This is a genomic window from Agromyces seonyuensis, assembly GCF_009789225.1.
Classification (GTDB): Bacteria; Actinomycetota; Actinomycetes; order Actinomycetales; family Microbacteriaceae; genus Agromyces; species Agromyces seonyuensis.
This window is the reverse complement of the sequence record NZ_WSTA01000039.1, coordinates 1-21,847: the sequence shown is the minus strand read 5'-3', so window position 1 is coordinate 21,847 and position 21,847 is coordinate 1. Positions and strand designations below refer to the sequence as shown.

At 72.7% G+C, this 21,847-nt stretch carries 20 protein-coding genes; 8 read left to right on the top strand and 12 right to left on the bottom strand.

Translation table 11 applies throughout. From position 1 onward, the window contains the following. Nucleotides 1-50: 50 nt before the first annotated feature. Nucleotides 51-254: a DUF3499 family protein gene (locus GB864_RS09925; RefSeq protein ID WP_160424568.1), complete on the bottom strand. Its 204-nt coding sequence runs from the start codon at nt 252-254 to the stop codon at nt 51-53. Nucleotides 255-301: 47 nt separating this feature from the next. Here GB864_RS09925 and GB864_RS09920 point away from each other — a divergent pair, with 47 nt between their 5' ends. Then, the gene (locus GB864_RS09920; protein WP_160424566.1) at nt 302-739 is read left to right on the top strand and encodes a hypothetical protein; all 438 of its coding nucleotides are present in this window, start codon (nt 302-304) and stop codon (nt 737-739) included. A gap of 40 nt (nt 740-779) precedes the next feature. Here GB864_RS09920 and GB864_RS09915 read toward each other — a convergent pair whose 3' ends face one another. The 5 genes from GB864_RS09915 to GB864_RS18770 form a co-directional block, all read right to left on the bottom strand. Next, nucleotides 780-2,174, bottom strand: a complete 1,395-nt coding sequence (locus GB864_RS09915; protein WP_160424564.1) for a DUF5719 family protein — start codon at nt 2,172-2,174, stop codon at nt 780-782. Then, nucleotides 2,167-5,280: a glycosyltransferase gene (locus GB864_RS09910; protein ID WP_160424562.1), complete on the bottom strand. Its 3,114-nt coding sequence runs from the start codon at nt 5,278-5,280 to the stop codon at nt 2,167-2,169. The genes GB864_RS09915 and GB864_RS09910 overlap by 8 nt, the downstream gene beginning before the upstream one ends. A gap of 120 nt (nt 5,281-5,400) precedes the next feature. Continuing rightward, nucleotides 5,401-5,727, bottom strand: a complete 327-nt coding sequence (locus GB864_RS09905; protein ID WP_160424561.1) for a WhiB family transcriptional regulator — start codon at nt 5,725-5,727, stop codon at nt 5,401-5,403. 206 nt (nt 5,728-5,933) lie between these two features. Further along, complete coding sequence (galE, locus tag GB864_RS09900; RefSeq protein ID WP_160424559.1) at nt 5,934-6,914, bottom strand: UDP-glucose 4-epimerase GalE; 981 nt, start codon at nt 6,912-6,914, stop codon at nt 5,934-5,936. Nucleotides 6,915-6,966: 52 nt separating this feature from the next. Continuing rightward, nucleotides 6,967-7,089: a hypothetical protein gene (locus GB864_RS18770; RefSeq protein WP_272898186.1), complete on the bottom strand. Its 123-nt coding sequence runs from the start codon at nt 7,087-7,089 to the stop codon at nt 6,967-6,969. Nucleotides 7,090-7,201: 112 nt separating this feature from the next. Between GB864_RS18770 and GB864_RS09895 the strand changes: the two genes are divergently transcribed. After that, on the top strand, nt 7,202-8,191 hold the full coding sequence (locus tag GB864_RS09895; RefSeq protein WP_160424557.1) for a GlxA family transcriptional regulator: 990 nt from the start codon (nt 7,202-7,204) through the stop codon (nt 8,189-8,191). A gap of 2 nt (nt 8,192-8,193) precedes the next feature. Here the strand turns inward: GB864_RS09895 and manA are convergent, their stop codons facing one another. Then, nucleotides 8,194-9,453, bottom strand: coding sequence for a mannose-6-phosphate isomerase, class I (manA, locus tag GB864_RS09890; protein ID WP_160424554.1), 1,260 nt, complete (start codon nt 9,451-9,453; stop codon nt 8,194-8,196). Nucleotides 9,454-9,612: 159 nt separating this feature from the next. Between manA and GB864_RS09885 the strand changes: the two genes are divergently transcribed. Next, the gene (locus tag GB864_RS09885) at nt 9,613-10,791 is read left to right on the top strand and encodes an acyl-CoA dehydrogenase family protein (RefSeq protein ID WP_160424553.1); all 1,179 of its coding nucleotides are present in this window, start codon (nt 9,613-9,615) and stop codon (nt 10,789-10,791) included. Nucleotides 10,792-10,869: 78 nt separating this feature from the next. On the opposite strand, the gene GB864_RS09880 is transcribed toward GB864_RS09885, so the two are convergent. Next, a complete protein-coding gene (locus GB864_RS09880) occupies nt 10,870-12,177 on the bottom strand; it encodes a UDP-glucose dehydrogenase family protein (RefSeq protein WP_160424551.1) in 1,308 nt (435 codons plus the stop codon). Nucleotides 12,178-12,314: 137 nt separating this feature from the next. On the opposite strand from GB864_RS09880, the gene GB864_RS09875 reads away from it, so the two are divergent. Continuing rightward, on the top strand, nt 12,315-13,694 hold the full coding sequence (locus GB864_RS09875) for an O-antigen ligase family protein (protein ID WP_160424549.1): 1,380 nt from the start codon (nt 12,315-12,317) through the stop codon (nt 13,692-13,694). After that, nucleotides 13,691-14,998 (top strand): O-antigen ligase family protein, encoded by a 1,308-nt coding sequence (locus tag GB864_RS09870; protein ID WP_160424547.1) that lies wholly within the window; start codon nt 13,691-13,693, stop codon nt 14,996-14,998. The genes GB864_RS09875 and GB864_RS09870 overlap by 4 nt, the downstream gene beginning before the upstream one ends. Nucleotides 14,999-15,108: 110 nt before the next feature. Here GB864_RS09870 and GB864_RS09865 read toward each other — a convergent pair whose 3' ends face one another. Genes GB864_RS09865 through GB864_RS09855 form a run of 3 tightly spaced genes read right to left on the bottom strand, consistent with a single transcriptional unit; the run spans nt 15,109 to nt 18,093 of the window. Next, entirely contained in the window at nt 15,109-15,876 is a 768-nt protein-coding gene (locus tag GB864_RS09865) for an HAD-IIB family hydrolase (RefSeq protein ID WP_160424545.1), read from the bottom strand. Between the two features lie 37 nt (nt 15,877-15,913). Then, on the bottom strand, nt 15,914-16,918 hold the full coding sequence (locus GB864_RS09860) for a glycosyltransferase family 2 protein (protein WP_160424543.1): 1,005 nt from the start codon (nt 16,916-16,918) through the stop codon (nt 15,914-15,916). Next, nucleotides 16,915-18,093, bottom strand: coding sequence for a glycosyltransferase family 2 protein (locus GB864_RS09855; RefSeq protein WP_336603949.1), 1,179 nt, complete (start codon nt 18,091-18,093; stop codon nt 16,915-16,917). Before GB864_RS09855 ends, GB864_RS09860 begins: the two co-directional genes overlap by 4 nt. A gap of 56 nt (nt 18,094-18,149) precedes the next feature. Between GB864_RS09855 and GB864_RS09850 the strand changes: the two genes are divergently transcribed. The 3 genes from GB864_RS09850 to GB864_RS09840 are packed head-to-tail and all read left to right on the top strand — an operon-like array spanning nt 18,150 to nt 21,270. Beyond that, complete coding sequence (locus GB864_RS09850; RefSeq protein ID WP_160424541.1) at nt 18,150-19,025, top strand: glycosyltransferase family 2 protein; 876 nt, start codon at nt 18,150-18,152, stop codon at nt 19,023-19,025. Further along, entirely contained in the window at nt 19,022-20,194 is a 1,173-nt protein-coding gene (locus GB864_RS09845; RefSeq protein WP_160424539.1) for a hypothetical protein, read from the top strand. Before GB864_RS09850 ends, GB864_RS09845 begins: the two co-directional genes overlap by 4 nt. Further along, the gene (locus GB864_RS09840; protein ID WP_160424538.1) at nt 20,191-21,270 is read left to right on the top strand and encodes a glycosyltransferase family 4 protein; all 1,080 of its coding nucleotides are present in this window, start codon (nt 20,191-20,193) and stop codon (nt 21,268-21,270) included. Before GB864_RS09845 ends, GB864_RS09840 begins: the two co-directional genes overlap by 4 nt. Before the next feature lie 81 nt (nt 21,271-21,351). On the opposite strand, the gene GB864_RS09835 is transcribed toward GB864_RS09840, so the two are convergent. Continuing rightward, a partial coding sequence (locus GB864_RS09835; protein ID WP_160424536.1) for a glycosyltransferase occupies nt 21,352-21,847 on the bottom strand: 496 nt, incomplete at its 5' end.

The window sequence follows — 21,847 nt, the reverse complement described above, 5'->3', positions numbered from 1 at the left end:
GGCAAACACCGGGCCGTGCGCGCACCGGATGACTCGGGCGATATCGGGGTTCAGGAGGCGAGCTTGGCGTGGCGGATGACCTGCCAGCCGCGGGGCGGGGAGGTGCGCTCGGCGTGACGGGCGCAGAGGTCGTAGCTGTGCGGCTCGCGGACGAAGGAGAGCGGACCGATGACCACGATGGACGCGGCGTAGTCGTAGGTCAGGGTGGCGACGGCTTCGGCGGAGCACGCCGGCCGCGAACAGGCTCTCGTCATGGCGGCACCCAGATTAGCCCCACCGCCGGCCCGGTAGGCTGCTCGACATGCCTCGACCGCGTCGCGCCGTGCCCGCCTCCTCCCGGCGACTGGCGAGGGACCGGCACGGCCGCGGGATGCGCTCCCCCGTCTCGGGCCCCGACCTGCCCCTGCTGCGCACGCGCCTCGACGACTTCGACTTCCAGGTGGCGTCGACGATCGAGTCGCTGCGCTCGATGCATCCCGACCTCGACGGCGTCGTCTTCGAGGTCGCGCAGGGGCCGGCCGAGGCGATCCACGACGACCACGTCGACCGCTGGCACATCGATCGGGTGGGCCGCCGCGTGACCTTCTTCCGCCTGCCCATCGTGCGCTTCATCCGCCGGAACGAGGGCGACGAGGTCGACGAGCGCATCGTCATCGAGAGCTGCGTGTACCGCGCCGTCGGCGACCTGCTCGGCAAGGACCCGTGGGATCTCGCGCCCGGCCGCTACCGCGGCTTCTGACCCGGCGCTCCCCGACTCCGCTGCCGAAGCCGCTGCCGACTCAGCGGGGATAGACCCGGATCGCGGAGTCGAGCGGGCTCGGCGGTTGCACTGCGGCGATCGCGATCCGCCCGGCCGACGAGTGGACGACGGCAGCCCGGAGTCCGTCGGCGTCGCCGAGCAGGATGCCGCTGCCCGCGTCGACGGGCACGCTCGCGCTTGCGCCCGGTGCGATGCGCACCTCCCCCGGCTCCGCGCCGTCGACCGCGATCGTCGCGATCCGCTCGGTCGAGCCGGGATTCGCGAGGACGAGCACGCCGTCCTCCGCCGCGACGGCGACGAGCTGACGCTGTCCGAGCGCGGCGGCGGCCTGCGCCCAGGCGAAATCCCGCTCGTCGCCCTCGCCGGTGTCGACCCGTACGGCGGCCACCACGGGCTCGTCCGCGTCGACGTCGAGCGTGTACTCGCCCGCAGCGAGCTCGCCGAGCGGGACGTCGAGGACCTCGCCGGCGACGAGGGCCGCCCCGAACGACGCGACCTCCGCGCCGTCCGCGCCGAGGATGCGAATGTCCGCCTCCGCGTCCGTCTCGGGCGCGAGGAGCCGGACCGCGGCGAAGTCGTCGCCCGTGGCATGCTCCTCGCCGGGGTCGACGCCGCCGGCGACGGCGATCGCGACGCCCGGCACGACCTGCCGGGCGGCCGGCGCCGCCGACGCGCCGACGAGGTCGACGCCGCCGGGCGCGAGCCCCCGGATGACGCTCTGCTCGAGGCTCGCGGCGATCGGCGCGCCGGTCGCGACGACCTGCACGACGGGTGATGGCTCGTCGGGGGCGAGTCCCGCGAGCGAGATCGCCTGCTGCGTACCCGCGGGCACGACGATCCCCGCGGCGCCGGGCGCATCGATGAGGCCGTCCTGTCCGTGGATGCGCAGTTCGACGGTCGAGGCGACGGTGCCAGGATTCGCGAGCAGCACGAGGCTCGACCGACCGACCGCCGTCGAACCGCCGACGAGCCAGGCCTCGTCGACCGCCTCGATGCAGTTCACGGCGGCGAGGCCGCGGACCGTGTCCGTCCCGGCCTCCTGCGACTGCGCCGCGGCGAGGAGGCCCGGATCGACCGCGCCGCGCGCCGTCTCGACCGAGGTCCCGTCGCCCACGAGGTCCGACTCGACGATCTCCGCGTCGTCCGGCACAGCCGCGACGACGCGGGCGGCACTGCCGATGGGGCTCGCGACGTCGGCCTCCGAGGCGTCCAGCGCCAGTTCGAGCAACGGTCCCGGGCACACGCGCAGCTGTCGGCTCTCCGAGGGCTGCACGAGCACCGACGGCGGTTCGGCGCGATGCTCGGGCCAGTCCACGGCCGCCGCGGTGAGCACGACCGCGCCGGCCGCCGCCGCGCCGGCGAGCACGGCCAGGCACTTGAGGGCGACGCGCGTGATGCGCTTGGCGTCAGGCACGGGGGGCCTCCGTCTCCGCCGGGGCCGTCCCGAAGCGGGGCTGCGGCTCGGACTCCGATTCCGCCGGTGCGGGCCGCGGATCCGCCTCCGGCGCGGTGTCCGGCTCGGACTCGGACTCGGACTGGGGTTCAGGCTCGGACTCGGAATCGGGCTCGGCTTCCGCCTCCGGGAGCACGTCGGCCGCGGCATCCTCCGCGTTCGAGTCCGCCGTCGCGTCATCCGCATCGCCGTCGGGTTCGACCTCGGGCGGGACGGCGATCGCCCGACGCGACCGCCGCGGCGGTCGCGGTCGACGCCGGCGCTCGCGGGCCGGCTCCATCGCCGCGCCGACCGGGATGGAGAGGAGCAGGGTGACGAGGAGCACCGCGAGCTGCACGATCGTGACCAGGAGGCCGGTCGTGCCCGGGCCGGCGAGCGGTGCCGCGCCCGGCTCGCCCGGCTCGGCCCCGACGACCCGCCAGAGCCGACCGAACGCCGTGTCGGCGACCACGACGACGTCGGGATTGGAGTCCAGCGCGAGCGTCGCCCGATCGCGGACCGCGTCGGCCTCATCGCCGGCCTCGCCGTCGGATGCGGCGAGCAGCACGTAGCGCACGCCGAACTCCTCGACGGCCGCCTCCACGTCGAACCCGCTCCGGGAGGCGAGGTTGCCCGCTGCCTCCGCGAGCAGTGCGGAGCGCTCGGCCGTCTGCTCGGCGCGAGCGCCGGTGTACCAGAGGGTCGATTGCTCGTCGAGGGTCGTGCCTGCGCCGTGCTCGAGGGTCGCGCGGAGGCCCCCTGCCTCTTCCGGCACAAGGAGGAGGGTCGTCACGTTCGGATCGTGCTCCGCCTCGGCGGTCACGACGGCGGGCAGGGTGCGCGCGTCGGCGGAGTGCACGCCCGCACCGCCCGTCGCGAGCACGACCGTGAGCGGGAGCGAGACCACGACGCCCGTCGCCGCGAGCACGACGGCCAGTGGCGAGCGGAGGTACCGCCGCAGCGCTCGGAGCGCGCAGACGGCCGCGACGAGGAGGCCGAGGAGACCGGCGCTGAGACCGGCCCCCGTCCAGACCCCGACGGAATCAGAACCGATGGTCTCGACCGAGATGCGGCTCGCCGCCACCGCGGTCGCGAAGCCGCCGCCGGCGAAGGCCAATGCGGCCAGGCCGTCGAGTGCCGCGGGCGCGGCGAGCGAGCCGACCGCGAGCAGTGCGAGCGGCGCGAGCAGCGCGACGGCGAGCACGCGCGGGTCGACGGCGTCGAAGGGGGACGCGGCGAAGACCTCGGCCCAGCCGCCCCAGCCGCCGCCCGGGAAGCCCGCCGCGAGCTGCCAGACGCTCGCTTCCACTCCCGGCGCGGGCAGCCCCGGGTCGGCGAACGCTCCGAGCGGGACGCCCGCGTCGAACGAGGCCAGGATGACGGGGAGCGCGAGCGCGAGCGCGGGCACGGGCATCCAGAGCACGCGAGCCGCGCCGCGGCCGGCGAGGACGAGGGCGACGAGCCAGGCGACCACGAGCAGCGGCGCGAGCGACGGTGCGCAGGCGATCACCGCGGCGAAGAGCAGCGCGGCTGCGCCCGCCGACGCCCAGCTGCCCGCCGCGCCGAGCGCGGCGAACGCGAGCCAGGGCAGGAGCACGTGCACGAGCACGGCGGCGGGCCGACCGTCCGAGAGGGCGGTGAGGAACATGGGCGCGAGGGCCCAGACGGTCGCGGCGACCGTGCGGACCGACGCCCGATCCGACAAACGCGCCCCGAGCATCCAGGCGCCCATGGCCGCGGCCGGGATCGCGAGCAGCCAGACCAGGGTGACCCCGGCGGGCGGGAACCAGAACGCGAGCGTGCCGATGATCGCGAGCAGCCCCGCGAACGGATCGGCCGGGGCGAGGAATCCGACCGAGAGCTCGCGCCACCCGTAGGCGGCGTTGCTCCAGAGCTCGGCGACCGAGCCGGAGAGCGGTTCGAGCGCCTCGCCTGCGACGCCTGTGAATCCGAGCAGGCGCCAGTTCAGCACCAGTGAGACGAGCAGCGCCACGAGGAGGACCCATCCGCCTCCGGCGGCGAGGAAGTGCAGCTCGTGTCGGCGCCCTCGGGCGCGGTCTCGTCGCAGTTCGCGCGCCGCCTGACGACGGCGGGTCTCCTCCGCGGGCGGCAGCCGGAGCGGGGCGAGCCGGGACCAGCGCTCGGTCCGGGTGCGCCGGATGCGCGCTCTCGCCCGGACCGCCGCACCGACGCCGACGAGCGCCTGCCCGGCCGCTGCGAGCTCCCCGCCGATGGCCGCCGGGCGCTTCGCGACGAGCATCCCGATGGAGCGCGCGATCGCGAGCGGGAGGATGGCGAGCCAGTGGAGCGGCACCGCCCAGGCGGGGGCGTACGCGAGGCGGCGGTGGAGCGCGGCACGGCGTACGCGGCGATCCGTCCGCCGACGTGTCCGACCCCGCTTCGACGCCGACGACTCCGCAATCCCGTCGCCTGCGAACGCGACGCGCGCCTCCGGTACGACGACGACGCGATGGCCGGCGAGCCGGGCGCGGACACCGAGATCGAGTCCGGCGTCGACCTGCGGCAGTCCCGGGTCGAAGCCGCCGAGGAGATCCCAGACGGCGCGACGCACGAGCAGACCCGCGGGGGCGACGGCGAGCACGTCGCTGCGCCCGTCCTCCTGCCCCTGGTCGAGCCCCGGTTCGACGAGCTCGACGGTGCGGCCGAGCCGCGTCATAGTGCGACCGATGCTCACGAGCCGGTCCGCGCGATCCCATTCGACGACCTTCGGCCCGGCGATGCCGACCGACGGCGACGTCTCGAGCGCTGCGGCGAGCGCGGCGAGCACGCCCGGTTCCGGCGCCGTGTCCTCGGCGAGGAGCCAGAGGGCCGCGCGCTCGTCGCCGCTCGGCGGGAGCATCCTGAGGCCGGCTTCGACGGCCTCGCCGAAGGGCACGGCGTTCGGCAGTTCGACGACGTGCGAGGCGCCGCTGCCGCCGACTTGCTCGCGGATCGCATCGTCCGGCTCGAGGAGGACGACGACGAGCGAGGAGGGCGTGCCGCGTTGCGCGGCGATCGCCTCGAGGGTTCGCTGCAGCCGATCGCCGCCGTGACGGACGACGAGGACGGCGGAGATACCGGGGAACATCGGGGTCAGCCTACGGGCGCTTCGGACGACCGCGGCCGACCCGCCGGGGCGAGGCGCGAAACGCGGATGCCCCGCGGGAAGACTCCCGCGGGGCATCCGCATCGCTCGGTTCGCGGGCCGTCAGACGGCCCGGCGACGCAGCTTGCGACGTTCGCGTTCGGACATTCCCCCCCAGATGCCGAACCGTTCGTCGTTCTCGAGCGCGTACTCGAGGCACTGGCCGCGAACCTCGCAGCCGGTGCAGATCTTCTTGGCGTCGCGCGTCGAGCCGCCCTTCTCAGGGAAGAACGCCTCGGGATCGGTCTGCGCGCACAGCGCGTCGCTCTGCCAGGCCAGCGGATTCTCGTCCTCGACGTCGATGTTCTTTCGGACTCCGGGAACCCCGAGCCGAACAGGATCGATGAACCAGTCTTCCGGTACGCCAGAACGATATTCAGGATTGCCCATATCGTCTCCCACCCAGTTGTACCGACCACCCGAAGGGTGTGTCTTGCAGTAATTACACCGGTGTAGTTCGGAGCCGTCAAGTTCTAATCGGACAACCCTCAATAGACCGTCGAGGGTTCCCGGAACTCCGACACGCCGAATGATGATCGGATTCGTTATCTCCTCCCCCGCGCATCCGTGCCGACCCGGAGTTCCGGCGGTGCGTTTCAGTCGGCGAGGGCCGCCTCCGCGGCGGCGCGGCGGGCCTGCCACGCCGAGTCGACCATCTCGTCGAGCGAGTGCCGGTTCGCCCAGCCGAGGTCGCGAGCGGCGAGTTCGCCGGAGGCGACGATGCGGTCGGGGTCGCCCGCACGTCGCGGACCGATCTCCGGCTCGAACGCGATGCCGGTCACGCGCGAGATCGCCGACATGATCTCGCCGACCGAACTGCCGTCGCCGGAGCCGAGGTTGTACACGGGCTCGATCGGCTCGCCGGCCTCGATCCGCTCGGCCGCCGCGACGTGGGCCGCCGCGAGGTCGGCGACGTGGATGTAGTCGCGCACGCACGTGCCGTCGGGCGTCGCGTAGTCGTCGCCGTTGATGCGCGGCGTGCCGCCCGTCAGCAGCGTCTCGAAGACGATCGGGAAGAGGTTGTGGGGGCTCGTGTCGTAGAGCTCCTCGGATCCCGAGCCGACGACGTTGAAGTAGCGCAGGCTCGTGTGCCGGAGGCCCGCGGCGCGGCCCTGGTCGGCGATGAGCCATTCGCCGATGAGCTTCGACTCGCCGTAGGGCGATTCGGGATGCTTCGGGGTGCCCTCGGTGACGAGGTCGACGTCAGGCGTGCCGTAGACGGCGGCGCTCGAGGAGAACACGAGGTTGCGCACGCCGCGCTCGGCCATGGCCGCGAGCAGGCTGGCCGTGCCGTTGACGTTCTGCTGGTAGGTGTGGAGCGGGCGCTGCACGGAAACGCCGGCGTACTTGAAGCCCGCGAGGTGCACGACGCCTGTGACGTCGTACTGCTCCATGGCGCGCTCGAGCGCGAGCCCGTCGAGGATCGTGGACTGGACGAAGCGCACGTCGCCCGGCACGAAGGACCGGTGGCCGCTCGAGAGGTCGTCCACCACGACGACGTCGATGCCGCGCTCGCGGAACGCTCGCACGACGTGCGATCCGATGTATCCGGCGCCGCCCGTGACCATCCAGCTCATTGCTTGCCTTCCCGGGGCGACGCGACCCTCGCGCGCCCCGGGCCAATGGTAGTCAGGGCAGGAGCGGCCGCGCGGGGAACTCGGGGCGGCCGTAGCCGTCACGACGGACCTCGGGCAGCAGTGCCGCCACGGAGGCGGCGGCGAGGACCACGATGATGCCGATGAGGATGAACATGGCAGGAAATCTAGGTGTTGCGAGATGCTGCCGACACTGGCAGTGTTGTCATGCAACGACGTTTTCCTGCCAAGCCGTTCCTGCGGCGCCGGCACGATCGAAAGGCCCCCGGATGCTCAACAAGATCGTCTGCATCGCGATGCCGAACATGGCCGTCTTCGAGTTCGGCACCATCTGCGAAGTGTTCGGTATCGACCGGCGCGAGCACGGGGGCCCGGTCTTCGACTTCCACGTCGCCGCAGCCGAGCCGGGCCGCATCCCGATGAAGTTCGGGCTCGGGCTCGACGTCGGCCAGGACCTCGCCGTGGCGGCCGACGCCGACCTCGTCGCCGTGCCCGCGTGCGATCTCTCCGAGCCGCTCGACCCGCGCATCGCCGAGGTGCTCCGGGATGCGGCCGATCGCGGCGCCTGGGTGCTCTCCGTGTGCTCGGGCGCCTTCGTCCTCGCCCGCGCCGGGGTGCTCGACGGCAAGCGCGCCACGACCCACTGGATGTACGCCGACCGCCTCGCCGAGGAGTTCCCCGCGATCGACGTCGACCCCGGCGTGCTCTTCGTGCAGGACGGCAACATCGTCACGGGCGCCGGCACGGCCGCGGGCATCGACGCTGCCATCCACATCGTCCGCAGCGAGCTCGGCGCGGGCGCCGCGAACATCGTCGCCAAGCGCATGGTCGTGCCGCCGCAGCGCGACGGCGGCCAGTCGCAGTTCATCCAGACGCCCGTCGTCGAATGCCGCAGCGACTCCTTCGCCCGCATCACCGAGTGGATGCTCGAGCACCTCGATCACGACCTCAGCGTCGACCTGCTGGCCCGCAAGGCGCTCATGTCGCCGCGCACCTTCGCCCGCAAGTTCCGAGCCGAGACCGGCACGACGCCCGGCGCCTGGCTCAACCGCCAGCGGCTCCTGCGCGCGCAGCAGCTCCTCGAGGAGACCGACCTCGGCCTCGAGGAGATCGCGCGCGACACCGGCTTCGGCACCGGCGCCGTCATGCGGCACCACTTCGTCAAGGTGCTGCAGACGACGCCGACGAACTACCGACGCACGTTCGGCACCGGCGAGCGCACGGACGCGGTGTACGCGGAACCGGCGCTCGCCGGCTGAGCTCAGTCCCGGGCGTAGCCCGATCCGGTGGTCGCGACCCACGCGACGCCCGTGCCGGTGAAGGTCAGTTCGGCCTCGTCAGGGGTCGCGAACGCGGCCCCGCCGGCGGGCACGTCGGTGTCCGAGACCGCGCCCGACACGTGCAGGGTGCCGGCGACCGAGAGCACGATCGCGGGGCCGGTGATCGCGACGGTCGCCGCGCCCGGGCCGACGTCGACGCGGTGCAGCTCGAAGTCGTCGACGTCGGGGCGGTACGTGCTCACGCCCGGCATCGTCTCGATCGGCGCCAGGAACGGCACGGGGAGGGGGCGGAAGTCCAGTACGTCGACGAGCTCGTCCACGTCGATGTGCTTCGGCGTGAGCCCGCCGCGCAGCACGTTGTCGCTCGCCGCCATGAGCTCGATGCCGAGCCCCTGCAGATAGGCGTGGATGTTGCCGGCCGGCAGGTAGAGCGCCTCGCCGCGGCGCAGGGTGACACGGTTGAGGAAGAGGGAGATGACGAGACCGGGGTCGCCCGGGTAGTGACGCGCGAGGTCGGTCACGGTCGCGTAGGCGGCGGCGTGCGGCGAGGCGAGCGCCGCATCCGACCCGGAGAGGTGCGCGACCCGCTCGACGATCCAGGCGACTTGACCGGTGTCGCCGCCGCGGCCGTCGCGGAGCAGCCACTCGACGGTACTGCGCAGCCCGTCTGGGCCCTGCAGCCGGCCGCGCAGCAGGTCGATCGCGCCCTGCTGGCCGCCCTCGGCGCGCGTCGCAGCGACGTCCGCCTCCGCGAGCAGGAGCGTCAGCGCCTCGATCTCCTCGGGCGAGCGGAACCCGCACAGGGCGTCGAAGCGGTCGCTCACGGCGACGATGAGTTCCGGCTTGTGGAACTCGTCCTTGTAATTGCGGTTCCACCCGTCGAGCGGGATGCCGTCGGCGTTCTCCCGGGCGTAGCCGGCACGAGCCTGCTCCGGCGTCGGGTGCGCCTGCAGCGAGAGGGGCGCGTCGGCCGCGAGCACCTTCAGCAGGAACGGCAGGCGCGGTCCGAGCGCGGCGATGCGCTCGCCGAGCACGGCGGCCGGGTCCTGCGCGATGAGGGCGACGAGGTCGGGCGCGGTCTCGGGGTCGGCGCCCGTGACCTTCGCGGGCGAGCCGGGGTGCGCGCCGAGCCAGAGCTCTGCCTCGGGCCCGCCGGATGCCTCGCGGCCCAAGTATTCGGCGATGGCGCTGCGCGAGCCCCAGGCGTAGTCGCGGGGGGTGTTGTCGATCGACACGAACACGTTCGAGGATTCCTTCCGACGGGTTGTCCCAAGGTACCAATGCCCACGGATCCCCCAGGACGCCCCGCCTAGGCTCGACGCCGGTCGCCGGAGTCCGCTCCCGACCGTGGCCCGGGGCATCCGCTCGGGCCGAGCCGATCCTCGCAACAGGAGCATCCAATGTCCTTCGAACCACTCGCCAGCGACTTCTACGGTTTCGAGTCGCTCTTGACCGAGCCGGAGCAGGAGGCGCTCGGCAAACTGCGCGCGTGGCTCGAGTCCGACGTCAAGCCGATCATCGGCGGCTACTGGGAACGGGCGGAGTTCCCCCGCCAGATCGTCGCTCCGCTCGCCGAGCTCGGCGTGCTCTCCTTCGCGTGGGACGAGACGAAGCCCTTCGAGAACTCCTCCGTGTTCCGCGGGTTCGTCGCGCTCGAGCTCGCACGCGTGGATGCCTCCGTCGCGACGTTCGTCGGCGTCCAGAACGGCTTGGCCACCGGCGCCATCTCCATCTGCGGCTCGCAGGCGCAGCGCGAGGAGTGGATCCCCAAGCTCGCCTCGGGCGAGGTCATCGGCGCGTTCGGCCTCACCGAACCGCTCTCCGGCTCCGACAGCGCGCAGGGCCTGCGCACGACCGCCAAGCGCGAGGGCGACGAGTGGGTGCTCAACGGCTCCAAGCGCTGGATCGGCAACGCCACCTGGTCGGACATCACCGTGATCTGGGCCAAGGACGTCGAGGACGGCCAGGTCAAGGGCTTCATCGTGCCGACCTCCACGCCCGGCTACTCGGCGACGAAGATCGAGGGCAAGATCAGCCTGCGCCCCGTGCAGAACGCCGACATCACCCTCACCGACGTGCGCATCCCCCACGCCCTCAAGCTCGAGCACGCGAACTCGTTCAAGGACACCGCGAAGGTGCTGAAGGCCACGCGCGGCGAGGTCGCCTGGGAGTCGGTCGGCACCGCCGTCGGCGCCTACGAGGCCGCCGTCGCCTACTCGAAGGAGCGCATCCAGTTCGGCAAGCCGATCGGCTCGCACCAGCTCGTCCAGGACCTGCTCGTCAAGAGCCTCGGCAACATCACCGCGTCGATCGCGATGGTGCACCGCCTCTCGGTGCTGCAGGACGAGGGCAAGCTCACCGACGAGCACGCCGCGCTCGCGAAGCTCTACGCGACCACGCGGATGCGCGAGACGGTCGCCTGGGCGCGCGAGTCCATGGGCGGCAACGGCATCGTCCTCGACTACGACGCGGCGCGCTTCTTCGCCGACGCCGAGGCGCTGTACTCCTATGAGGGCACGCGCGAGATGAACACCCTCATCGTGGGCCGCGCGATCACCGGCAAGGGCGCCTTCGTCTGAGTCCCCCACGCCGACGGGAACGGCCCGGATGCACGAGCATCCGGGCCGTTCCAGCGTTCAGGGGCGTTCGCATCGGGCTCAGCCGGCGTGGCGTCCCATGCCGCGGTAGTCGAATCCGGCCTCCATCCACGCCGCGGGGTCGAGGACGTTGCGGCCGTCGATGATCCGGGGCGAGCGCATCGCCGCGGCGACGTCGGCGGGGACGAGCTCGCGGTACTCGGACCATTCGGTGACGAGCACGGCGAGCTCCGCCTCGGCGAGCGCCTCGTCGGTCGACTCGGTGAAGGCCAGTTGCGGGTGCTTCGCACGCGAGTTCGCGACGCCCTCGGGGTCGGTGGCGATGACATCGGCGCCGAGACCGTGGAGGCGGACGGCGACGTCGAGGGCGGGCGAGTCGCGGATGTCGTCCGAGTCGGGCTTAAACGTGAGCCCGAGGACGGCGATGCGACGGCCGTGCACGTCGCCGCCCAGCAGGGAGGCCGCGAGGTCGACGACGCGGTCGCGGCGGCGCAGGTTGATCGCGTCGATCTCGCGGAGGAACGACACCGACTCGGCTCGGCCGAGCTCCTCGGCCCGTGCGGCGAAGGCCCGGATGTCCTTCGGCAGGCAGCCGCCGCCGAACCCGACGCCCGCGTTCAGGAACCGGCGCCCGATGCGCGCGTCGTGGCCGATGGCGTCGGCGAGCTGGGTGACGTCGGCGCCGACCGTCTCGGCGATCTCCGCCATCGCGTTGATGAAGCTGATCTTCGTGGCGAGGAACGCGTTCGCCGAGACCTTCACGAGCTCGGCCGTCGCGAAGTCGGTGACGATGCGGGGCGTGCCCGCGCCGATCGCGGCCGCGTAGACGGCGTCGAGCACCTCGACGTCGGCCGGGTCCGCGACGCCGTAGACGAGGCGGTCGGGCTCGATGGTGTCCTTCACCGCGAAGCCCTCGCGGAGGAACTCGGGGTTCCACGCGAGTCGCGCGCCGGTGCCGAGTTCGTCGAGCTCGGCCGCGAGCCGGGCCGCGGTGCCGACCGGCACCGTGCTCTTGCCGACGATGAGCGACCCCGGGGCCGCGACCGCGGCGAGCGATCGGAACGCGGCGTCGACGTACGTCAGGTCCGCGGCGGAGGAGCCGAGCTGCTGCGGAGTGCCGACCCCGATGAAATGGACTTCCGCGTCGGCGGCGTCCGCCATGTCCGTGGAGAAGCGCAGCCGACCGGCCTCGATCGCCGAGGTGAGGATCTCGGGCAGCCCGGGCTCGAAGAACGGCGCACGTCCCGACGCCAAGAGTTCGATCTTGCGGGCGTCGACGTCGATTCCGACGACGTCGTGGCCGAGTTCCGCCATCGACGCCGCGTGCACGGCGCCGAGATAGCCGCATCCGATCACCGAGATCCGCATGAAACAGGTACCTTCCGTTCGATCCGCCCCGGTTCGCAACGCGGGAGGCTCCGACATTCTCGCATCCCCGAACACCGCCTCCGGCACGGGGACCGGGCGGCGGTCCGGGCATCGGACGGCGCGATAGCCTTGACCCCATGACTGCCAGCCGGAACCGTCGGCTCGTGACGGCCCTCGCCGGCTTCGTGCTCTTCACCGCGATCGCCGGCCAGTTCTGGCGCAATCTCCTCGGCTACTGGGGCTGGGGCGCCGTGGCGCTCGCCGCCGTGGGCGTGTCCGTCTGGATGCTCGCGGCGCACCGCCCGCGCATCCGGTTCCGCCGCATCCCGACCTCGTTGCTCGTCTTCACCGGCCTCGTGGTGCTCTCCGTCGTCTGGTCGTCGTACCGTGCCGGGACCGCGCTCGGCATCCTGCTCTACCTCGCCGTGTTCGCCGCGGCGGCATTCGTCGCCCTGTGCCTGCGTTGGGGCGAGATCGTCGCCGCGCTCGCGGGCGCCCTGCGCTGGACGATCTCGCTGTCGCTGCTCTTCGAGCTGTACGTCGCGATCTTCGTGCGCGCGCCGCTCCCGCCGAACTTCACGGACTACGGCGACGACGCGCCGGCCGCCTTCTTCTGGTCGCGCGACCTGCTCTTCGCCGGCGGTCCGATCGAGGGCATCGTCGGCAGCCGGAATCTGCTCGGCTTCGCCGCGCTGCTCCTCGTCGTCCTCACCGCGCTGCAGTTCGCCTCGGGACTCGTGCGCCCCACGGCCGGCACGGGCTGGCTCGTCGCATCGGCACTCGTGCTCGCCCTCACCCGCTCCGCGACCGTGTTCGTCGCGGCCGCCGCGGTACTCGCGGCACTCGGCTTCGCCGTGTGGATGCGCCGGATCTCGCCCCAGCGCCGACGGCCCGTCTATTGGACCGCGGCAGGGCTCGGCGCGGCCGTCCTGGCCGCCGTCGCCCTCGCCTGGCCCGCGATCCTCCAGGCGTTCGGCAAGAGCGAGGACCTGACCGGCCGGTTCGACATCTGGGCCTCGGTCTGGTCGATGATCGCCGAGAAGCCGTGGTTCGGCTGGGGCTGGCTCGGCTATTGGCAGCCCTGGGTGGAGCCGTTCGACGACCTCGCAGTCCGCAACGGCGTCGTCTACCTGCAGGCGCACAATGCCTGGCTCGACGTCTGGATGCAGCTCGGCATCCTCGGTCTCATCGCGTTCGCGGCCCTTGCGATCGGCACCCTCTGGCGCTCGTGGTTCCTCGCCGTCGACCGCCCCCACGACCCCGCCGGCGGTCCGCGGCCGTACCAGGCGATCGCGCTCCTGCCGCTCGCCCTCACCGTCGCGCTGCTCGCGCAGAGCATCGCCGAGAGCCGCATCCTCATCGAGGGCGGCCTCCTGCTCTTCCTCGTCGTCGCCGTCGTGACGAAGCAGCGCCAGTGGCGGCCCGAGCCGCTCCCCGCCGAAGCGCCCGAACCCCGCACCGCCCGCCCGGGAGGGTGGAACGCCCCGACCGGCCCCGCAGCGGGCTCGGCCGGATGAGCCGGCTCGGAGCCTCCTCGAGCGCCCTGGACTTCCTCGGCGGGGCGCCGCTCAGCCGCGCCCTCACCCTCGTCATCCTCGGCACCGGCTTCGCCGCCGAAGCCATCCGCGCGATGATCGGGCTGCCCGGCTACACCGCGATGATCCTCGGTCTCGTCGCCCTCGCCGGGCTGTCGCTCGCGACGCGGGCCCGCGTGATCGACTGGAACGGCGTCCTGCCGATCTCGATCCTCGTCTTCGTCGCCTGGGCGGCGCTGTCGGTGTTCTGGAGCACGCTGCCGTTCGTCTCGCTGGTGCGCGTCGGCTACCTCGTCGCGCTCGCCTTCCTCGGCGTGTACATCGCCATCACCCGCGACACGATCCAGATCGTCCGCTCCGTGGGCGACGTCATGCGCATCCTCCTCGGCGTCTCGATCGGCCTCGAGATCCTCTCCGGGGTCCTCATCGACACCCCGATCGCGTTCCTCGGCATCGAGGGGAACCTCGCGGCGCTCGGTCCCATCCAGGGCGTGTTCGGCTCCCGCAACCTGCTCGGCTTCATGTCGCTCATCGCGCTCATCACATTCCTCGTGGAGTGGCGCACCCGCTCCGTGCGGCGCGGCACGGCCGTCGGCTCGCTCGTGCTCGGCGCGCTCTGCCTGCTGCTCACCGGATCGCCGACCTCGCTCGTGGCGGCCGCGGTGGTCGCCGTCGCCACCGCCGCCCTCTACGGCATCCGCCGGGCGGCCCCGAGCGCCCGACGGAGCATCCAATTCTCGCTGCTCGGCGGCGTCGCCCTCGTGGCGGTGCTCGCCTTCGCGATGCGCGGGCGCATCCTCGCATTCCTGGATGCCCGGGCCGAGTTCGAAGTGCGGCTCGACCTCTGGCGCCTCATGTTCCAGTACCAGCGCACCGATCAGGGCCTGCTCGGCTGGGGCTGGGTCGGACCGTGGCCGCGCAACGCCCCCTACTACTGGATCGGCCTCGCCGCCGACCGCCAGCACGGGTCCGGTCTCTCGGCGTGGATGGACGTGCTCTACCAGCTCGGCGTCGTCGGACTCTGCATCTTCGTCGCGATGGTCGGCCTCGCGTTCGTGCGGGCGTGGCTCCTGGCATCCGAACGACGCAGCGAGGTGTACGTCTGGCCGGCGCTCGTGCTCGTCGCGATCGTGCTGACGTCCTTCGCCGAGAGCTTCGCGCTCACCGACGGCGGCTGGATGCTGCTCATCGTGTGCGCCGTCAAGGCAGCGCGCGACATGAGCTGGCGGGATGCCCTGAGCCGGAAGCCGGCGCCCGCCGGACCCTCGCTGCCCCGCCTGCGCTGAGCACCGCGCTCCGTCGCCCGAAGCGCTCCGGCGGGCGGGGACGCGAACGGCGGATGCCCGCGGGCTCGCGTCCCGGAGCATCCGCCGTCCGTGCAGCGGTCCGATCGCCCTCAGACCGCGGCGACCTCGGCGAGGTACGCCTCGAGGCGCGCCGCGGTGTCGGGCCAGTCCTCGACGGCGATGCAGTCGACGCCGAGGGCGAGCACCGGATAGTCGTTGCCGTGCACGTCGAGGCGGTCGCCGTAGAAGAGCATCTCGTCGAGGCCGAGACCGGTGAGCTCGGCGAGGCGGCGCATGCCGAACGCCTTGTCGATGCCCTTGCGGGTGATGTCGACCGAGGTGGAGCCGCCCGAGCGCACCTCGAGGTCGGGCAGATCCGCCTGCACGACGTCGCGCAGCCGGTTCTTCTTCGCGCCCGAGGGGTCCCACGCGGCCTTCGCGTCGACCGGGGCGGCCTGGCCGAGCGCGGAGAACGTGATCTGCGAGCCGCGGTCCTCGAGGATGGGCCCCCAGGTCTCCCGCTCCCAGAAGCCGAGCTCCTTCGCGCGCGCTTCGACGGCTGCGAGCGCCGCAGCGCGCTGGTCCGCGCTGAGCGGCTCCGAGTAGACCTGCGTCCACTCCCCCGCACGGCGCGTGTAGTACTGGGTGCCGCAGGTCGGCATGAGGTGCAGACGCTCGAGCAGGCGCTCCTCGGCTTCGGGGAGCTGATCGATCACCTGCGACTGGAACTGCCCGAACTGGCCGCCGGAGATGACGCACACCTCGGCGACGCCGAGCAGGCGCACGAGGAGCTCGGACATCCGCGGGTCGAGCGGCGACTTCGACGGCGCGAGGGTGTCGTCGAGGTCGAAGGCGATGAGGCGAGGACGAGGGGGCATCAGGGGTCTTTCGGAGGAGATGGACGGAGAGATCCGTTCAGGCAGGCTGCACGAGGTCGCGCAGGGCGTCCTGCGCTCCGCCGCCGAACCGACGATAGCCGCCGGACCTCCACAGCCGCCAAACGCCGCGGACGCGGGCGAGACGGCGGACGGGGAGAGCGCTTCGCGCGCGCTCGTGCGCGACCTTGTCGGCGAACCGGCTGTCGGGGACGTCGGGTCGCTCGAGCCGGAGTTCGGACGCCCGCGCGGCGAGCGCCTCGGCACGGGCCAGGAGTCGGGCGTTGCGGGCGGCTCGGGGCGCGCGCAGGCGATCGATCCGCGCCCGCACGCCGAGCTCGGCGGCGCCGATCTGGTTGCCGCCGTGCTGCCGGTAGTCGATGAGCGGATCGCGGACGACGGCGATCCCGCCCCCGAGGGCCGCTGCGATCGCCAGCCACTCGTCATGCACCCAGGACTCGGGGAACGGCGCGGACCGCTCGATCAGTCCGCGACGGACGAGCATGGTCGCGCCGGTGAACAGGTTGCGGCGCAGCAGTTCGTCGACCGCGCGTTCGCCTGCGACGGCGTCGAGGCGCGCTGCGTCGATGCCGAGGGCGGCGAAGAGTCGGACACCGCCGTCCACGCCGTCGGCGTCGACGAGTCGGGCGTCCGAGGCCACGAGCTCGGCGGCGGGCCGACGCTCGAGTTCGACGAGCGCCCGCTCGATGCGATCGGCGGCCCAACGGTCGTCCTGGTCGCTCAGGGCGACGATCTCCCCCGTCGCCGCGCGGAGCGCCCGCTCGAAGTTCGCCGTGACGCCCAACGGCCGGTCGTTGCGCAGGAGCACGACGTCGAGCGCGGCGCCCGTCGCGGCGTGCTCGGCGATCGTGCGCTCGACGATCGCGACGGTGTCGTCGGGCGAGGCGTCGTCGACGACGACGAGCTCGTCGATGGGGCGCGACTGGGTGAGGATGCTCCGCAGCTGCTCGGCGATGAACGGCGCCCCGGCGTGCGTGGCCATCGCCACCGACACCCGCGGGATCGACCCGTCCGCAGCGGTCATCGCCGTCGGAGCCCGACGTTGAGGACGCCGAGGAAGAGCCCGGCCATGATCGTCTGCGCGCCGAGCGACATGAGCAGGGCGGCCGGCACGGACAGTCGCAGGATGGTCGCCCCGTCGAGGGAGCCGAACCCGGTCTGCACCCACAGCACGAACTGCACGATGGCGACGGCGAGCCCGACCAGGAAGAGCAGCAACCCGGCGAGCGCGGCCGACTCGAGGCTGAACCGGCGTTCGAGCCACTCGAAGTTGCGCGACTTCGGTATGCGGAATCCTTCGTGCTGCGCGTAGATCTTGGTGAGCACGGCGAAGATCACGGCTTGATAGCCGACGATCGCGAGCGCCGAGAGGAAGATCTGCGAGGACTGGTCGAAGCCGATCGAGCCCACGACCACGGGGCCGATCGACAGGATCAGGCTGCCCAGCAGCCCGACGAAGAATGCGCTGAGGCCCGGGATGAGGAACAGCCAGCGCGGGCTGAAGATCAGGAGGAACCGGAGGTGGCGCCAACCGTCGCGCCAGCTGCGCAGATGCGGCGCGCGGGAGCGGCCGTCCTTGTCGAGGGTGGTCGGGACCTCGCTGACGCGGAGTCCGCCGAGGGTCGCCTTCACGACGACCTCGCTCGCGAACTCCATCCCGGTGGTCTGCAGGTGGAGGTCGAGGATCGACTGGCGATCGAAACCTCGGAGCCCGCAGTGGAAGTCCTTGATGGGCGAACGGAAGAGGAGGCGGCCGATCCACGAGAGCACCGGGTTGCCGAGGTACTTGTGCAGGGGCGGCATCGCGCCCTCGGCGATTCCGCCGCGGAAGCGGTTGCCCATGACGAGCTGGTCGCCGGCGCGCAGCCGCTCGACGAACGGGTCGAGTTTCGAGAAGTCGTAGGAGTCGTCGGCGTCGCCCATGATCACGAACCGGCCGACGGAGGCCTCGATGCCGCCCATCAGCGCATTGCCGTATCCCTTCGCGCTGATGTCGACGACGCGGGCGCCGTGCGCTCGGGCGATGTCCTGCGAGCCGTCGGTCGACCCGTTGTCGGCGATGACCACTTCCCCGATGACGCCGCTGCGCTCGAGATAGCCGTTCGCCTTGTCGATGCAGACGGCGAGCGTCTCCGCTTCATTGAGGCACGGCATGACGATCGAGAGCTCGATCGAGGGCGCGGCGATTTCGGGTATCACGTCGGGTCCTATCGGGGTGGAGGGGGAAACCAACTCATCGTACAGAATGGTTGATTGTGAATCTCGGACTCGTCGTGACGACCCTCGGCCGAGTCGAGGCGCTCGGTCGGCTCCTCGACTCGCTCGACGGGCGGCTCGGCGACGGCGATGTCCTCGTCCTCGTCGCTCAGGATCGGCACGACGAGGTCGCCGGGCTCGCCGCCGAGCGAGCGGCCCGGGGGATGCCCGTCATCGTCACCACGTCGGAGCGGGGCGCCTCGCGCGGCCGCAACGCCGGCGTGGCCGCGCTGCCCGACGGCGAGCGCCTGCTCTCGTTCCCCAACGACACCACGTGGTTCCCCGAGGGCTCCGTCGAGTGGCTCCGGACGCACGCCGCCGAGATCGCGGCCGGGTCGCTCGCCGTGGTCGACGAGCACGGCCCCAAGTTCGACCAGCCCGCGCCGGGCACGCCGCTCGACCGCTGGACCGTCTGGAACGTGATCGAGATCGGTCTGCTCATGCGTCGCAGCGTCTTCGACGGACTCGGCGGATTCGATCCCGGGATCGGCACGGGGGCGACGACGCCCTGGCAGGCGGGCGAGGGCACCGATCTGCTGCTCCGGCTGCTGCGCGACGCCCCGGCGGAGGCCGCCGACTTCGTCTGGGTCCCCCTCGGCACCTGTCTGGGCGGCATCTCCGACCCGCACGGGCTCAGCACCGCAGCGCGACGTCGGAAGCTCCGGGCCTACGGCCGGGGCCTCGGCCGGCTGACGGCCCGCTGGCGCTACCCGCTCTGGTGGCGGCTCGCCTTCATCGGCGGCGGTCTCGCGTTCGGCCTGCGCAACCCGGCGACCAACTCCCCCGGCGACGGCTGGTCGGTCTTCGCCGGACGGCTGGAGGGCGCCGTCGGCCGCACCTTCGGAGCAGGACCGAGCACGGCGGTCGCCCGGTGAGCGCCGGCACCGAGGCGTCCGGACGCTCGCGCGCCCGTCGGGCCACGATGAGCCTCATCACCCTCGCCGGCGGCGTGTCCCTCGCGGTCGTCCCGGCAGCGACGGTGTCGATCTCCGCGAGGCTGTTCACGGGCCCCGAGCAGGGGGCGATCGCCGTCGCGGTGATGGTCGCCACGTTCGCCGGCCAGCTCGCCTTCTCGTACGTCGTGGAGTCGCGACTCGCCTCGATCGGCACCGAGCGACGGGTGGTCTTCCCGCGCTGGCTGGGAGCGCTCGCGATCCTCGCCGGGCTCGTCGTGGCGGTCGTGCCGCCGAACGCCGTCCTGCTGTGCGTCGCGCTGCCCCTGCTCGTCGCCGGCCTCGAGGTGGGTCGCGGCGTCTCGGTCGCCGAGCGTCTGGACCGACGGGAACTGGTCGCCTCGGTCGCGGTCGGCGCCGGCGCCCTCGTCGGCGTGCTGGCAGGCTTCTTCGAGCAGCAGTGGGCGCTCATCCCGATCGTGCTGGGCATCGCGGCCGCGACCCTCGCCCGACTGCTGCCGGTGCCGCACCGCGCCAGCAGGCCGGAGGGCCGGGCCCTCGGCTGGGTGATGGCCGACACCGCGATCACGGGTGCCGTCTATCCGCTCCTGAATGCGATGATCCTCGCCTGGCTCGGCCCCGCCGAGGCCGTCCTCTTCACCTCGATCGCGACGGTGTCGGGGCTGCTGGCGATCCCGCTGAACTTCCTTCGCCTTCGCCTGCTGAAGGCGCCCTCGACGCTCGACGTGGTCGTCTCGGCGACCGCCGTCGTCGGGGCGGTGGTGGTGCTGCTGATCCTCGACGTGCTCGGGGTGTTCGGCTTCGTGTTCGGCGAGGCGTGGACGTCGTCCGACTCCCTGCTGCCGCTGCTGCTCGCGTGCGCCTGGCGCGCGGCGTCCCTCCTGACGACGCTGCCCTTCGCCGCGCTCCGCAGAAGCGGACGGGTCGCCCTCGTGACGGTGCTGCGCGCGGCGGTGTCGGTGCTGACGTTCCTGCTGGCCGCGGCCGGTCTCGCGACGCAGTCGCTCGCCGCGGTCTTCGCCGGCCTGCTCGTCGCCGAACTCGTCTCGGCGGTCGTCTACGAGGCGGCCCGTCGCCGGAGCGTCCACGACCTCGCCGTCCGTCCTGAGCGGCCGGAGGCCCGAGGATGACGCGCGTGCTCGTCGACCTGCTCTTCTTCACGGGCGCGAAGGGCGGCATGGAGTCGTACGTCCGCCAGGTCTACTCGCACATCGCCGACGGCGCGGACGACGTCGAGTTCGTGGGCCTCGCATCCCGGGAGCTCGCGCAGACCGGCGCCGAGTGGTTCCCCGGCCGGCTCGTCGACTCCGGCATCAGCGGCGAGGACCGCATCGCGTGGGCCCGCGGCGAGCTGTTCGCCGTCCCGAGCGCGGCGCGCCGACTCGGTGCCGACGTCGTCCACGCCCCGGCGAACCTCGGTCCCTGGAGATCGAGCGTCCCCGTGGTGCTGACCGTGCACGACCTGCTCCCGTTCGTGCATCCCGAGTGGGTGCCCGGCCCCTACGCGCCGGTCCTCCGCGCACTCGTGCGCGGCGCCGCCCGCGCGGCGAGCCGCATCCTGACGATCAGCGCGGCGACGGGCGCCGATCTCGAGTCGGTGCTGCACATCCCCGCCTCGCGGATCACGACCGTCCCGCTCGCCGGCTCCGTGCCGTCCGCCTCCGCCGGTCCGCGACGCCCCGATCTGCTGCTCGCCGTCGGCAACCGGATGCCCCACAAGGGCTTCGAGACGCTGCTCGAGGCGCTCGCGCGCATTCCCGCCGATCGGCGGCCGCACCTGGTCGTCACGGGCAGCCGCGGCGAGGACCCGCTCGCGCCGGTGGTCGCCCGCCTCGGCCTGGACCCATGGGTGGACCTCGTCGGCTGGATCACCGCCGCCGAACTCGACGGGCTCTACGGGAGCGCGACCGCGCTCGTCTTCCCGACGCGCTTCGAAGGGTTCGGCCTGCCGGTGCTCGAGGCGATGTCGCGCGGCTGCCCGGTGCTCTGTTCCGACCTCCCCGTGCTCCGCGAGGTCGGCGGGGACGCCGCGGGGTACTTCGACCCGACCGATCCGTCGGCGATCGCGCGATCGATCGAGGCCCTGCTCGCCGATCCCGACGCCCTCCTCGCCCGGTCGGCGGCCGGTCTCGAGCGCTCCCGAGGGTTCGACTGGGCGCGGACCGCGGCCGGCACACGGGCGGCCCTGGTCGAATCGGCCCGCTGAACCGCGCCGCTGCGGCGATCGCTTCCGTCGTCCTCGGCGGACGCACGCGACCCGGTGGTCGCCGGAGCGAGGGCCCTGGCGTCAGGAGTCGCCGAACCCCAGCCGTTCGAGCAGTTCCCCGACCGATCGGTCGAGCGACCGCTCCACCCGTTCGCGGGCGTACCACTCGGCCGTGTCGGCGCGCAGGGCCTCGCCGCCCTCGAGCGCGGCGACGATCGCGGCGCCGAGCGAGCCGGCCGACACGTCAGCGGCGACGAACCCGTTGACCCCGTCCTCGACGAGTTCGGCCGCCGCGTTGTCGACGCCCGCGACCACCACGCTCGGCGTGCCGAAGGCCGCCGCTTCCGCGACCACGAGGCCGAAGCCCTCGCGCCGCGACGGATTGACGAGCACGGCCGCCTCGCCGAGGAGTCGTTCCAGCTCCTCGTCGGACACCCGCCCGACGAAGTCGACGGACTCCGTCACCCCCGCGTCGACCGCGGCCCGCTCGGCGGCCGCCGACTCCGGCCCGCGGCCGGTGACGACGGCGCGCAGCCCCGGCACCCGTTCGCGCGCGACGGCGAGCGCCGCCGGGAGG

Excerpts from the sequence above, each read along its gene's own strand:
- GB864_RS09925 (WP_160424568.1), bottom strand. The coding sequence starts at position 254 with ATGACGAGAGCCTGTTCGCGGCCGGCGTGCTCCGCCGAAGCCGTCGCC.
- GB864_RS09920 (WP_160424566.1), top strand. The coding sequence starts at position 302 with ATGCCTCGACCGCGTCGCGCCGTGCCCGCCTCCTCCCGGCGACTGGCG.
- GB864_RS09910 (WP_160424562.1), bottom strand. The coding sequence starts at position 5,280 with ATGTTCCCCGGTATCTCCGCCGTCCTCGTCGTCCGTCACGGCGGCGAT.
- GB864_RS09905 (WP_160424561.1), bottom strand. The coding sequence starts at position 5,727 with ATGGGCAATCCTGAATATCGTTCTGGCGTACCGGAAGACTGGTTCATC.
- galE (WP_160424559.1), bottom strand. The coding sequence starts at position 6,914 with ATGAGCTGGATGGTCACGGGCGGCGCCGGATACATCGGATCGCACGTC.
- GB864_RS18770 (WP_272898186.1), bottom strand. The coding sequence starts at position 7,089 with ATGTTCATCCTCATCGGCATCATCGTGGTCCTCGCCGCCGCCTCCGTG.
- GB864_RS09895 (WP_160424557.1), top strand. The coding sequence starts at position 7,202 with ATGCTCAACAAGATCGTCTGCATCGCGATGCCGAACATGGCCGTCTTC.
- GB864_RS09885 (WP_160424553.1), top strand. The coding sequence starts at position 9,613 with ATGTCCTTCGAACCACTCGCCAGCGACTTCTACGGTTTCGAGTCGCTC.
- GB864_RS09880 (WP_160424551.1), bottom strand. The coding sequence starts at position 12,177 with ATGCGGATCTCGGTGATCGGATGCGGCTATCTCGGCGCCGTGCACGCG.
- GB864_RS09875 (WP_160424549.1), top strand. The coding sequence starts at position 12,315 with ATGACTGCCAGCCGGAACCGTCGGCTCGTGACGGCCCTCGCCGGCTTC.
- GB864_RS09870 (WP_160424547.1), top strand. The coding sequence starts at position 13,691 with ATGAGCCGGCTCGGAGCCTCCTCGAGCGCCCTGGACTTCCTCGGCGGG.
- GB864_RS09865 (WP_160424545.1), bottom strand. The coding sequence starts at position 15,876 with ATGCCCCCTCGTCCTCGCCTCATCGCCTTCGACCTCGACGACACCCTC.
- GB864_RS09860 (WP_160424543.1), bottom strand. The coding sequence starts at position 16,918 with ATGACCGCTGCGGACGGGTCGATCCCGCGGGTGTCGGTGGCGATGGCC.
- GB864_RS09840 (WP_160424538.1), top strand. The coding sequence starts at position 20,191 with ATGACGCGCGTGCTCGTCGACCTGCTCTTCTTCACGGGCGCGAAGGGC.